Origin of the sequence: Micrococcus sp. TA1 (assembly GCF_014199555.1) — a bacterium.
Lineage (GTDB): Bacteria > Actinomycetota > Actinomycetes > Actinomycetales > Micrococcaceae > Citricoccus.
This window is the reverse complement of sequence record NZ_JACHNW010000005.1, coordinates 1-12935: the sequence shown is the minus strand read 5'-3', so window position 1 is coordinate 12935 and position 12935 is coordinate 1. Positions and strand designations below refer to the sequence as shown.

9 protein-coding genes and 1 riboswitch are annotated in these 12935 nt (G+C 71.1%); of the genes, 2 read left to right on the top strand and 7 right to left on the bottom strand.

Features of this window, described 5'->3' with window-relative positions:
* Positions 1-10: 10 nt before the first annotated feature.
* The 7 genes from GGQ69_RS15190 to GGQ69_RS15160 form a co-directional block, all read right to left on the bottom strand.
* A complete protein-coding gene (locus tag GGQ69_RS15190) occupies positions 11-511 on the bottom strand; it encodes a LexA family transcriptional regulator (RefSeq protein WP_183530070.1) in 501 nt (166 codons plus the stop codon).
* A gap of 9 nt (positions 512-520) precedes the next feature.
* Positions 521-1693 (bottom strand): thermonuclease family protein, encoded by a 1173-nt coding sequence (locus GGQ69_RS15185; RefSeq protein ID WP_183530068.1) that lies wholly within the window; start codon positions 1691-1693, stop codon positions 521-523.
* A gap of 82 nt (positions 1694-1775) precedes the next feature.
* Positions 1776-2975 carry a glycine cleavage system aminomethyltransferase GcvT gene (gene gcvT, locus GGQ69_RS15180; protein ID WP_183530066.1) on the bottom strand — a complete coding sequence of 400 codons (1200 nt, stop codon included), beginning with the start codon at positions 2973-2975 and terminating at the stop codon, positions 1776-1778.
* A gap of 12 nt (positions 2976-2987) precedes the next feature.
* The gene (gene gcvP / locus GGQ69_RS15175; RefSeq protein WP_183530064.1) at positions 2988-5990 is read right to left on the bottom strand and encodes an aminomethyl-transferring glycine dehydrogenase; all 3003 of its coding nucleotides are present in this window, start codon (positions 5988-5990) and stop codon (positions 2988-2990) included.
* 146 nt (positions 5991-6136) lie between these two features.
* A riboswitch (glycine riboswitch) is annotated at positions 6137-6257 on the bottom strand.
* Positions 6258-6807: 550 nt separating this feature from the next.
* Positions 6808-7719 (bottom strand): SDR family oxidoreductase, encoded by a 912-nt coding sequence (locus GGQ69_RS15170; protein ID WP_298045907.1) that lies wholly within the window; start codon positions 7717-7719, stop codon positions 6808-6810.
* A 139-nt stretch (positions 7720-7858) separates the two neighbouring features.
* Positions 7859-8962, bottom strand: a complete 1104-nt coding sequence (locus GGQ69_RS15165; RefSeq protein WP_183530062.1) for a type I restriction endonuclease — start codon at positions 8960-8962, stop codon at positions 7859-7861.
* 210 nt (positions 8963-9172) lie between these two features.
* A complete protein-coding gene (locus GGQ69_RS15160) occupies positions 9173-10324 on the bottom strand; it encodes an MFS transporter (protein WP_183529819.1) in 1152 nt (383 codons plus the stop codon).
* A gap of 39 nt (positions 10325-10363) precedes the next feature.
* Here GGQ69_RS15160 and GGQ69_RS15155 point away from each other — a divergent pair, with 39 nt between their 5' ends.
* Complete coding sequence (locus GGQ69_RS15155) at positions 10364-11923, top strand: TIGR01777 family oxidoreductase (RefSeq protein WP_183529821.1); 1560 nt, start codon at positions 10364-10366, stop codon at positions 11921-11923.
* Complete coding sequence (locus GGQ69_RS15150; RefSeq protein WP_324590196.1) at positions 11920-12714, top strand: PIG-L deacetylase family protein; 795 nt, start codon at positions 11920-11922, stop codon at positions 12712-12714. Before GGQ69_RS15155 ends, GGQ69_RS15150 begins: the two co-directional genes overlap by 4 nt.
* Positions 12715-12935 lie beyond the last annotated feature (221 nt).

Genomic DNA, 12935 nt, shown 5'->3' with positions numbered 1-12935 from the left:
TGTGCGGCCCTCACAACCGGTGCAGGCAATACGTCGCCACGCCCCAGACCCGCAGGCCCTCGGGACCGGCGGCCGGCAGCACGACCGGGGCGGCGCCGTCGTCGGACTCCAGGATCACGGTTCCCGGGCCCGCAGCCGACCGTGTGTGCGAGCCGAGCGCCGCGGGAGGGGCATCCACCGCGAGTCCCGGGACGGTGCCATCGAACACCATCCGGCGCACCACCAGCTCACCGTCGAGGACCGCCACGACCACCGACCCGTGGCGCGGGGTGGCGGCCCGGTCCACCACCAGCTCGTCGCCATCGCGGATCCCGGAGGCGGCCATCGCGTTGCCGGCCACCCTCATCAGGAAGGTGGACGTGCGGTCGCGGACCAGTTCACGGTTCAGGTCGATGCCGCCATCGAGGTAATCGCGGGCCGGGGACGGGAAACCGTGGGCGCGCGGCGCCTGCTGTGCGGCGGATCCCGATGCCGGCCCGCGGCCGGATGCCCCCGGCTGCGGGATGGACATGGCCGGGCCTCAGTCCTCGCGTGCGGGGCCGGACGATTCCTCGTCGTCGTCCGCCGAGGGGCGGGACGAGGAGGGAGAGGAGCTCGGCTTCGACGGGCTCGGTGATGCCGATGCACTCGTGGAGGGCGTGGGGCTGGAGCTCTCCTCCGCCTTGCGGCGGGCCTCTTCCTCGGCCCGGCGCCGTTCATCCTCCCGCGCGTCCTCGCGGGCGGCCTCCTGACGGGCCGCCTCCTGACGGGCGAGCTCGGCCTGGCGAGCGGCCTCCTGGCGGGCGAGCTCGGCCTGGCGAGCGGCCTCGGCCTGGCGGGCGAGCTCGGCCTGGCGGGCCTCCTCCCGCTGGCGCGCGGCCTCCTCGCGCTCACGGGTCAGCAGGACGCCGCGGGTGGTCTGGAGGGACGCCAGCTCGGTCTGCGCCTGGGTCAGGGCCTCATCCAGCCGTTGCCGCAACCGGGGCACGTCCTCCCCCCAGGCGAGCGAGGAGAGGGAGGTCCCCTCGGGGTCGATCGTGGCGAACACCTTCTCCGCGGTGACGCCCTGCTCCACGGCGGCCGCAACCGCCTCGATCTGCTCGTCGGCCTCCGCGGCCGAGGACGGCCCGCCCTCCGGCAGCCCGCGCAGCACGTCGACCACGGGCGCGACCCTGCCGGGCAGGGTGCAGTCCACGGACGGAGAGTACAGGCCGGCCTCGTCGGTACGGGCCGTCTCCTGCGCCTCCTGCAGGTCGGCCCCGAGCTGTCCCATCGGCTGCTCGCGCACCGGGACGGCCAGTCCGGCCTCGACCTGGACGACGTTGATCACCTGGCCGCCGGAGCGTGCCAGCACGAACCGGGTGTCCCCGGGACCGTCCACGTACTGCACCTGGATGGAGTCACCGGACTCCAGCATCCCGGACAGGTTCGCCGTCGACTCCTCGGCCAGGCAGTTGTCCAGGGTGGTCTTCTTGCCCTCGGGAGCGCTCAGCGGCGCCTGCACTCCGGCCAGGGTCACGGTCTCCTCGGTGCCGTCCATGTTCACCACGATGGTGTGGCCGTCCACGACGCGCACCACGTTCCCGTAGGACTGGGCGGTGCGGACTCCCTTGACTGCACTGAGGACGGCCAGCGTCAGCAGCAGGGCCGCGAGCAGCACGAACGCGATGATCCCCAGGACGGAGATCCGCCCGGCGGTTCGCTGTTGAGTCATGGTCTTCCTGCGGTGATGGGAGGGCCGGGACGGGGGCCCGCTGGCTCAGCGAAGTCTAGCAAGCGGGACCCCCACCCCAGGCTCAGTCCTGCCGACGGTAGAACGGCAGCTCCACCACGGTGAACGGCTCGGCCTTGCCGCGCAGGTCAACGGCCACTTCGGTACCCGGCTCCCGGTGCGTCACGTCCACCCGCGCCAGCGCGATCGGGTAACCCAGCGTCGGGCTGGGGATCCCGGAGGTGACCTCGCCGATCCGGTTGCCGTCGCCGTCGAGCACGGCGTAACCGGCCCGGGCCGCGCGGCGGCCGGCCGCCCGCAGCGCCACGATCGCCTGGCCGGAGGTCGTGCCGGTGCCGTCCTCGCGCGCGGCGAGCAGGGCGTCACGGCCCACGAAGTCCGTCTCCTTGGACTTCAGCGGCACGGCCATCCCGGCACCGGACTCCGAGGGCAGGTGCCCCAGGTCCAGTTCATTGCCGTACAGCGGCATGCCGGCCTCCAGCCGGAGCGAGTCCCGGCTGGCCAGGCCGCACGGCAGCACCTCCACGCCGGCCTCGGCGCCCGCCGCGGACAGGGCGTGCCACACGGCCGTCGCCGCCGCGGACAGCTCGTCCCGGTCGGCCACCGGGCCGATGATCAGCTCGAAGCCGTCCTCGCCCGTGTACCCGGTGCGTGCCAGCAGCACGGGCACCTCACCGGTGCCGGTGCGCACGGTCACGGTCCGCGCCGCGTAGTACTTCAGCTCCGGCAGGGCCGCGGCCTCATCCTCCGGCAGCACCAGGGACAGGACGCGGGCCGCCTCGGGACCCTGGATGGCCACCAGGGCCGTCTGCGCCGACTCGTTGCGGACGGTGGCCTCGAAGCCGACGGAGCGCTCGGTCAGCGCGGCCGCCACGGAGGAGGCGTTGCCGGCGTTGGGCACCACCAGGTACTCACGCGCCGAGTCGTCCTGGCCGTCGTCCAGCCGGTAGACGATCAGGTCGTCCAGGATGGTGCCGGCCTCGGTGCAGATCAGCGAGTACTTGGCCCGCCCCGGTGCCACGTTGGAGACGCGCGCGGTCAGGGCGTAGTCCAGGGCCTCGGCGGCCTGCGGGCCGGTGACCCGGACCTCACCCATGTGGGAGAGGTCGAACAGCCCTGCCGCCTTGCGCACGGCGTGGTGCTCGGAGAGCTCCGAGCCGTACTTCAGCGGCATCTGCCAGCCTCCGAAGTCGGTGAACGTGGCCCCGGCCTCGGCGTGGACGGCGTGCAACGGGGTGGTGCGGAGGTCTTGGTTCGGTGACATGACGGTCTCCTGTCAGTGGGAAACGGAGGACGAGGACTCGACGGCGTCGGCCACGGCGGTGGGGTTCGCCGCCTCCTTGGCCTCGTCGGCGACGGGCTCGAAGGACTCGACCGGCGGGCAGGAGCAGAACAGGTTGCGGTCACCCCACGCCCCGTCGATCCGGCCGACCGGGGCGAAGTACTTGTCGACCCGCAGGCTCTCCACCGGGTAGGCGGCCCGCGAACGGGGGTACTCCCGGTCCCACTCGTCAGCGGTGAGCACCGAGGCGGTGTGGGGGGCGTTGCGCAGGACGGACGCGTTCAGCGTCTCCGGCGTGGTGGCCTCCATCTCGGCATGGATGCTGATCATCGCGTCGATGAACCGCTCGATCTCGGCCAGGTCCTCGGACTCGGTGGGCTCGACCATGAGGGTCCCCGCCACCGGGAAGGCCAGCGTGGGGGCGTGGAAGCCGTAGTCGATCAGGCGCTTGCAGACGTCCTCGGCGGTCACCCCGGTGCGGGCGGTCAGCTCGCGCAGGTCCAGGATGCACTCGTGCGCGACCAGCCCGGTCTCACCCGTGTAGAGCACCGGGAAGTACTCGCCCAGTCGCTTGGCCACGTAGTTCGCGTTGAGCAGGGCGTAGCGGGTGGCATCGGTGAGCCCCTCCGGGCCCATCAGGTACAGGTAGGCCCAGGAGATCGGCATGACGCCCGCGGAACCCCAGGGCGCCGAGGTGATCGGCTCCTCCCGGCTGGGCAGGAACGGGACGAGGTGCTCGGCCACGGCCACCGGGCCGACGCCGGGACCGCCGCCGCCGTGCGGGATGCAGAAGGTCTTGTGCAGGTTCAGGTGCGAGACGTCGCCGCCGAACTTGCCCGGCTGGGCGAGGCCGACCAGGGCGTTGAGGTTGGCCCCGTCGATGTACACCTGGCCGCCGGCCTCGTGGACCTTGCGGCAGACCTCGCGCACGTCGGCGTCGTAGACACCGTGGGTGGAGGGGTAGGTGATCATGATGGCCGCGACCTGCCCGGAGTGGGCCTCGATCTTGGCGTCCAGGTCGGCGCTGTCGATGGTGCCGTCCTCGGCGGTCTTGACCACCACGACCTTCAGCCCGGCCAGCACCGCCGAGGCGGCGTTGGTGCCGTGGGCCGAGGCCGGGATGAGGCAGATGTCCCGCTCACCCTCACCGTTGGCCAGGTGGTACTTGCGGATGGCCAGCAGGCCGGCGTATTCCCCCTGGGAACCGGCGTTGGGCTGCACCGAGACCCCCGCGTAGCCGGTGATCTCGGCCAGCTTCTCCTCGAGGTCCGTCAGCAGGTAGCGCCAGCCCTCGGTCTGGTGGTCGGGCGCGTACGGGTGGATGGAGCAGAACTCGGGCCAGGAGATGGACTCCATCTCCGCGGTCGCGTTGAGCTTCATGGTGCACGAGCCCAGCGGGATCATGGTGCGGTCCAGGGCCAGGTCGTACCCGGAGAGGCGCTTGATGTAGCGCAGCATCTGGGTCTCGGACTTGTACGTGTTGAAGACCGGGTGGGTCATGTACTCGCTGGTGCGCTGCAGGGACGCGGGGATGTGCCCGCTGGCCCGGCCGGCGTCGGGTGCCCCGGTGTCCCCGGACTGCCCGCTCCCGGCACCGGCCGGGAGGGCCTCCGCGGGGGCGCCGAAGGCGGACAGCACCGCGAGCAGGTCCCGGTCCGTGGTGGTCTCGTCACAGGAGATGCCGACCGTGCCCGCGTCCACGAGGCGCAGGTTCACCCCGGCCGCCTCGGCGGCGTTGACCACGGTGCGGGCCAGTCCGGGCACGGAGACCTGCACGGTGTCGAAGAAGGACTCGTGGTTCAGCGTGAACCCGGCGGACTGCAGGGCTGCGGCCAGCCGGCCGGCCTGCCGGTGGGCGTGCTCGGCGATCGCCCGCACGCCGTCCGGGCCGTGGTAGACGGCGAACATGGAGGCCGTGATCGCCAGGAGGGCCTGGGCGGTGCAGATGTTCGAGGTGGCCTTCTCGCGGCGGATGTGCTGCTCACGGGTCTGCAGGGCGAGGCGGTAGGCGGGCCGGCCGGCCGCGTCCTGCGAGACGCCGACGAGACGGCCGGGCAACTGGCGCTCCACGCCCTTGTGGACGGCCATGTAGGCGGCATGCGGGCCGCCGAAGAACAGCGGGACGCCGAAGCGCTGGGTGTTGCCCACGGCGATGTCCGCACCCTGCTCGCCCGGGGGGACGATGAGCGCGAGGGAGAGCAGGTCGGCGGCGATGGCGACCATGCCGCCGCGCTCCTTGGCCTGGGCGATCACCGCGGAGTGGTCGTGGATCCGGCCGGAGTCCCCGGGCTGCTGCAGCAGGATGCCGCACAGGCCCTTCTCCTCCAGATCGGCCGCGAGGTCCTCGGGCAGGCCCGCTGAGAGGTCCGCGACGCGCACGTCCAGGCCGAGGGCGCGGGCACGGCCCTCCACCACGGTGCGAGTCTGCGGGTAGAGGTCGGCGTCGATCAGGGTGATGCCGTTGGCGTTCTTCCGGTTGGCCCGGTGCATCAGCAGCACGGCCTCGGCGGCGCCGGAGGCCTCGTCCAGCAGGGAGGCGTTGGCGATCTCGAGGCCGGTGAGGTCGGCGACCATGGTCTGGAAGTTCAGCAGGGCCTCCAGCCGGCCCTGGGAGATCTCCGGCTGGTAGGGGGTGTAGGCGGTGTACCAGGCCGGGTTCTCCAGGACCTTGCGCAGCACCACCGGCGGGGTGACCGTGTCGAAGAAGCCCTGGCCGATCATCTGGGTCTTGACGATGTTGCGGTTGGCGATGGCCCGCAACTCCTCCAGGACGGCGGCCTCGGTCCGGGCCTCGGGCAGGTTCAGGGGCTCGTGCTGGCGGATGTCCGCGGGCACGGCCTCGTCCACGAGGGCCTCCAGGGACTCGAAGCCCAGGGCGGCCAGCATCGTCTCGGCGTCCGCCTGGCGGGGACCGATGTGACGGCTGGTGAACGGGGCTGACGCGGTGTCCCGCGGCTCGTGGCGTTGACCGGTGGACGGGGTGACGATGGCGTTCATGGGTTCTCCTCCAAGGCGCTTCTCGGGCGCGGATCGGTACCTCCCCGCTCTGTCATCGACCTGAGAGATTCCGCACGTATCTGGAGGATACGTGCTTGCACCGTCGGTGGCCGAGGCGTTGGGGGCCTGGCACTTTCCAGAGACGCCGACCCTGCGCGGTACGTGGGCCTGAGAGATTCTCGGGGAGAGATTGCTCCTTCGGCGTCCGGCGCCGCCGGGTCCGGAGGCCCGGATCCTGCAGCACCGGCACTCTCCCGCGCGGGAGATGTGGCGCGGCACCAGTCTGGCACAGCCGCACCGCCGACGTCCCCCCGAGTCGCTGGGTGCGCGCGCCCTCACCCTTCCCACAGGTCAGGGTCCTGCCGCGGCAACGGTCATCGGCGTCACCGTCGATACTGCGTGGCCTCGCCGTCGACGTCCCGGCCCCTCAGGTGGACAGGGCGTCCAGGCTCTGGATGAACCGGGACAGCACGGCCCCGTCGAACGGCTCGGGGACGCTCCCGACCCTCAGCTGGGGGATCTCGTGCTCCACGTGGGCGCGCCCGGACGGCGTCGCCGCCCGCGAAGCCCGTTTCGACGGTGTCCTCGATCGTCGCCACGGCGAACCGGCCGCTGAGCCAGTCCCGGTCGGGGACGCAGTCCTGCACCGGAGACCACGTGATCCGGCCGGACTCCGTGGCAGTCCTCAGCCGCCGCAGGATCTTGGTGGCGATGGGGGCCTCGAGCTCGTTCCGCTGCATGGTGGGGCGCCGATCGTTCGTCGGGGATGTCCTGGGTGGTGGAGACGTCCCGGAGGGTCCGGTCCGCCGGAGGGGTCTCAGAACACCGGCAGCCCGCCGGTCACACCCAGCACCGTTCCGGAGACGTAGCTCGCCTCGGCCGGGTTCGCCAGGAACACGTAGGCCCCGGCGAGCTCGGCGGGCTGGCCGATCCTGCCGAGCGGGGTGTCCGCACCCATGTGGGAGACGGCCTCGGGGGTCTTGGTGGCCGGCTGCAACGGCGTCCAGACCGGTCCGGGCGCCACCGCGTTCACCCGGATGCCCTTCGGCCCGAGCTCGCCGGCGAGGTTCGCGGTGACGTTGTTCAGGGCGGCCTTCGTGGCGGCGTAGTCGATCATCGTCTCCGAGGGCTGGTAGGCCTGTACCGAGGTGGTGTTGATGATGCAGTCCCCGTGGGACAGGTGCGGCACGCACGCCCGGGTCAGCCACAGGGTGCCGTACAGGTTGGTCCGCACCGCCCGGTCCAGGTCCTCGGTCCGCAGCCCCTCGATCCCGGGCTCTCCGCGGGCCCAGTGGTAACCGGCGTTGTTGACCAGGATGTTCAGGCCGCCCAGTCCCGCGACCGCCTCCTCGGCGATCCGCCCGCATTCCTGCTCGTCCCGCAGGTCCCCGGGTACGGTCACCGCCGTGCGGCCGGCCTTGTCGATCCAGCCGACCACGTCCTGGGCGTCCTCCTCCTCCTCGGGGAGGTAGTTGATCGCCACGTCGGCACCCTCCCGTGCGAAGGCGATCGCCACGGCACGACCGATGCCCGAGTCACCGCCCGTGATCAGGGCCTTCAGCCCCTCGAGCCGGCCCCGCCCGACCCAGCTGGACTCCCCGTGGTCCGGCACCGGGTCCATGGGGGCGGTCAGCCCGGGCGGTTCCTGCTGCTGTGCCGGCATGGTCCCGTCCTGCCCGGCCATCGACTGCGCGTGCCGCGCCACCTGCGGATCCTCGTGCTGCGTCATCTCACCGCTCCCCTCAACTCACCCGAATACGGCAACGAACAGAACCGCCGTCGCTTTTGGATCAGACTATGGGGACGCCCTCTGGACCGGAATGGCCAGACCGCTCGCGTGGAGACTGATAAGCCCGAGGACCATCAGATCAAGAGGCGGTCTGATATCCGCGAACACTCTCTCGGAGCTCTTCGGCGTGGTTGTAGATGTCCACCAAGTTCGTGAGCGGAACGCGGGTCTCCGCCTTGTGTGCGTCGAAGATACCCAGGTACTTCTGAGATCGATTGAAGTGGAGGCGGGCTATGGGTTTCCGGTTGTTGTCATCCAGCAGAATTGCGAAGTAGGACTTTGCATCACGGTGCACAATACGCTCCGGACCGACCTCACTGCAGACGATGGCGCGCACGATGTGGAAGCCTTCCAGCTCTTCAACAGTGGTCTCGATTCCGTCTGCGACGACATCTATGAGATCGCGCTCGGCGATTTCCCCGCTGGTGACATTGCTGGCGAGCTCCTCGGTTGCCGCTGATGGTGAGGACTCTCCCAGCGCGGCCTTGAGACGGTCGTTGACCTGGTCCTTCAGATACTGACGGCAGGCCTTCGCGACCAAGGGGCTGAACTGGTCCCGGACCTTCTGTGTCATCGCTCCCTCATGCACCTTTGAGGCGAGGAACTTCACCCATTCCTCGTCAGGAGTCGTGAAGTAACCACCAATCACGCGTTTCAGGGCACCGATGTATTTGAGTTCTTCGGCAGCGCTGACGACCGAGTCGAGGTCAAACTCATCCTTGGAGAGTTTGCGAAGCTCCGGAATCAGTGCCTCATCAATATCATTGAGATCGAGAACCAGGAACGGCTTGGAATCCATTCTGTTGGGAGCGTCCAAGTCCGTGTAGAACTGGTATGCCTCTCCGTTGGTGAGAATGGCGATTCGCGCATTGGTCACCGCGAAGTACCTGTATAGCTGCGAGGCATGCTCGAGCGTCAGGGAACCGAGAGACTTCTTGCATTCAATGAGCATCTGCACTTCACCGTCATGGACGATCGCGTAGTCGATCTTCTCGCCCTTCTTGATGCCCACGTCAGCGGTGAACTCTGGCACCACCTCAAGAGGGTTGAACACGTCGTAGCCCAATATCGACGAGATGAACGGCATGACCAGTGCGTTCTTCGTGGCCTCTTCGGTTTCGATGACACTTTTCTGCTGTTGTAGTTTGGCCGCTAGTGAGAAAAGACGGTCAGTAAACTGCATGCTGGATCCCCCATCAAGGTGTTTGGTACACCGAGGCTATATGTCTCTGTGGACAAAACAAGGGGGGCGTCAGGGCGATATTCGAAGCCTGCGAAGTGCCGATGGCCCGCGAGCGTGATGCTTTCGCGAAAGTCTCCGGTTCGGCTTCCTCAGCAGGGGTTGGTTAAGAGTTCTGCCTGGACGTTCGCGACATTCCCCAGCCTCTCGCGGTCAGCGCCGCGACGACCACAGGGGGAGGCTGGCGGCGAGCAACAGTCCGGCGACCCCGGCGAACGTCGGCCCCGTTCCCAGGAAGGTGAAACCCAGCCCGCCGAACAGCCCGGCCAGGCCCAGGCCGCTGTCGAAGGTCATGTTCCACCCGACGCTGGCCTGGCCGCGACTGCCGGCCCGGGCGAAGGCCAGCACCAGGCTGGCGGACTGCACCGCCCCCACGCCCAGCCCCATCAGCACCAGGCAGGCCGCCAGCGCCCACCCCGGGGGCACCAGGGCCACGGTGACCAGCCCGAGCACGGTCATGACGATGCCTACGGTGTACACCGTGCCCGGGTTCCCCCGGTCGGTCAGCGCACCGGCCACCCACCGGCTCACCACCGCGGACGCCTGCATGGTGGCGATGAACAGGGCGGGATGGGCGGTGCCCCCGCCCGGGCCGAAGGCGATGACCAGCCCGTAGGCGCACATGCTCACCAGGAAGGGCAGGAGCACCGGGGCGAGCGCGGACCAGAAGGATCCCGACGCACGGTCCCTCCCCGGGGCGGGCCGCGCGGACGGCCGCGTCCCGGGCACGGAGGACCGGGAGGGGACGAACCGCAGCGCGGGCAGGGCCAGCAGCACCGCCGCGGCGGCGAACCCCCGGAACGCCTCCGGTGGCACCTGGGCGCTGAGCCACAGCCCCAACGGCGCGCCGGCAGCGGCGGCGGCAGCGGTCATGGCCCCGAACCGTCCCAGTGCCCGGCCGACCCGTTCCGGGCTCGTGACGGCGGGCACGGCAGCGGTCGCCAGGACCACGAGGACCCCGAACCCGCCGCCGACGGCCACCCCCGTGGCCAGCAGGCCCGCCGCCGGGTCCGGCACGAGGACGGCGGCACCGTGTCCGGCCGCCATCAGCAGCAATGACCCACCGATGGCCCGCTGCGGCCCCAGGCGCCGCTGCACCGCGGGAGCCGCCGGCTGGACCGCGATGACGCTGAGCATCATGACCAGCAGCAGCGCGCCACCCGTGACGGAGGACAGGCCCCGCTCCACGCTGATCGGCACCATGGTCGAGTAGCTGAGGAAGAACCCCGAGAACCCCCACAGCGCGATCCACATCAGGCCCAGCAGGGCCGGGGATCCTCGGGTCAGGGAATTCTGCGCACTCATGCCCTCACCGTAGGCAGGGCTCAGTGCAAGACTGGCCCCATGCCTGTCTTCGAGCGTCGTGTCCACCTCCCGTTCAGCCGCCGTGACGTCTTCGCCTGGTTCACCCGCCCCGGCGCCCTGGTCCGGCTCACGCCCCCGTTCGCCGGTTCGGTCCGGCGGGAGCCGGACGGGATCGACGTCGGCGCCGAGGCCCGGCTGGGCATCGGCGCCCCCGGGTCGCTGGGCCTGGGCCTGGAGTCCGCGGCCGGCCTCGCGCGCACCATCCTGCCGGTCAGCCTGCCGGCCTGGCTGGCCCCGGAGGTGCCGTGGACGGCCCGGCACACCGCCTTCGAGGACGGGACCATGTTCCGCGACGAGATGGCCTCCGGGCCCCTGCGCTCCTGGGTCCACACGCACACTTTCGAGGACGCGGCCCCCGGTGAGGCGGACACCGCCGACGGCTCTCCCGGCACCGTGATGGTGGACCACATCGAGTACGAATTGCCCGGGGCCCCCCTGTTCGGCCGCCTCGGCCAGGCCGGGCGCTCCACCGAGCACTGGACGCAGGACCACTTCGAGGCCGAGCTGGACCGCCAGTTCGCCTACCGGCACGCCCAGGTGCGTGACGACCTGGACTTCCACGCCCACCATGGCAGCGGTCAGGCCCTGACCATCGCCGTCTCGGGCGCGAGCGGACTGATCGGCACCCAGTTGACGGCCCTGTTCACCGGCGGTGGCCACCGGGTCATCCCGCTGGTGCGGCCCGGCAGCACCGCCTCCGGGAACCGGGGGCCGGCCATCTCCTGGGACCCGGCCGCCGGCAGCCTGGACCCGGACGCCCTGCGGCAGGCCGACGTCGTGGTCAACCTCTCGGGGGAGAGCATCGGCGGCCGGATGACCGAGGCCCACCGCACCGCGGTGCTGCAGTCCCGGCTGGACACCACCGGCCTGCTGGCCCGCACCCTGGCGGACCTCGCGGACGACGGCCGCACCCGGACGCTGGTCAACGGCTCCGGGGTGGGGTATTACGGGGCCGAGGCGGGCACCGGGCCGAACGGTGACGGGCTGGACGAGACCGACCCCGCCGGCACGGACTTCCTGGCCGAGGTCTGCCAGCAGTGGGAGCAGGCCACCGCCCCGGCGGCAGAGGCGGGAGTACGGACCGTGATGGTCCGCACCGGGCTGGTCCAGACCCCGGCCGGTGGCATCCTCCAGCAGGTGCTGCCGCTGTTCCTGGTCGGCGCCGGCGGCCCGATGGGCACCGGCGGGCCCTTCGGCGGCGCGGACCGGGACCCCTGGCAGAGCTGGATCTCGATCGACGACATCGTGGGGGTGTTCGCCCATGCCGCCCTGTCCGGCACCCTCACCGGTCCCGTCAACGGCGTGGCGCCGCATCCCGTGCGGGCCCGCGAGCTCGCCCAGACCCTGGGCCGGGTCCTGCACCGCCCGTCGGCGCTGCCCCTGCCGCCGGTGGCGCCGCGGATGGTGCTCGGCGAAGAGGGCAACCGCCTGCTGGTGGAGGCGGACCAGAAGGCCCGCGCGGACAAGGCCCGGGCTGACGGTTACCGGTTCCGGCACCCGGACCTGGAATCGGCCCTGCGTCACGTGCTGGGGCGGTGAGCGAGATGGGTGGCGGGAAGGACGGGAAGGAACTGGACGATGTGAAGGACCCCACGACGGGACCCGCCGTACCGCCGCCGCTGCCGGCTGTGCCCGACGCGGACTGGTCCCGGGTGCTGTGCGTCGTCGCGCACCCGGACGACATGGAGTACGGCACCTCCTCCGCCGTCGCGACCTGGACCCGGCGGGGAGTCGAGGTCTGCTACCTGCTGCTCACCGCCGGGGAGGCGGGGATGGCCGAGCCGCCGGAGGTCGTCGCGCCGCTGCGAGCCATCGAACAGCGCACGGCCTGCGCGGCGGTGGGCGTGACGGACCTGCGGATCCTGGGCCATCCAGACGGGATGCTGGAGTACGGACTGGCCCTGCGCCGGGACGTCGCCCGGGTGGTTCGCCAGGTGCGGCCCGACGCGGTGGTGACCGCGAACTTCGACGTCGAGGCCTACGGCGGGTTCAACCAGGCCGACCACCGGGCCGCCGGGCTGGCCGTGGTGGACGGCGTCCGGGACGCGGCGAACCCCTGGGTGTTCCGCGAGCTGGCCGAGGACGAGGGCCTGGCCGCCTGGCACGCCGGCGGGCTACTGGTGGCCAACCCCGCCCAGCCGACGCACGCGGTGATCGTGGACGAGGAGGCCGTGCAGGCCGCCGTCGCCTCCCTGAACAGCCACGAGGCGTACCTGCGGCACGTGGCGGACCACCCGAGGCCCGAGGAGATGATCCCGGAGATCCTGCGCGCGGGCGGTGCGGCGGCCGGCACCGAGTATGCCGCGGCCTTCCGGTACTACGGGCTCTGACGGCCGCCGGACGGCCAACCGGCAGGACGAGGACGGGGGCCGTCCGGGGCCCGGGGTGCTCGGCGCCCCGGGGATGACGGCGACGTAGGATCATGGGCATGACTTGCGGCATCCAGCACGCCGGGGACTCCCGCTGATGGCCGGAGGCAATCGCGACCCCGGCCGCACCGTCACGGACAAGGTCCTGTCCGTCCTGACCGCCTTCGAGAAGGAGCGCCGCA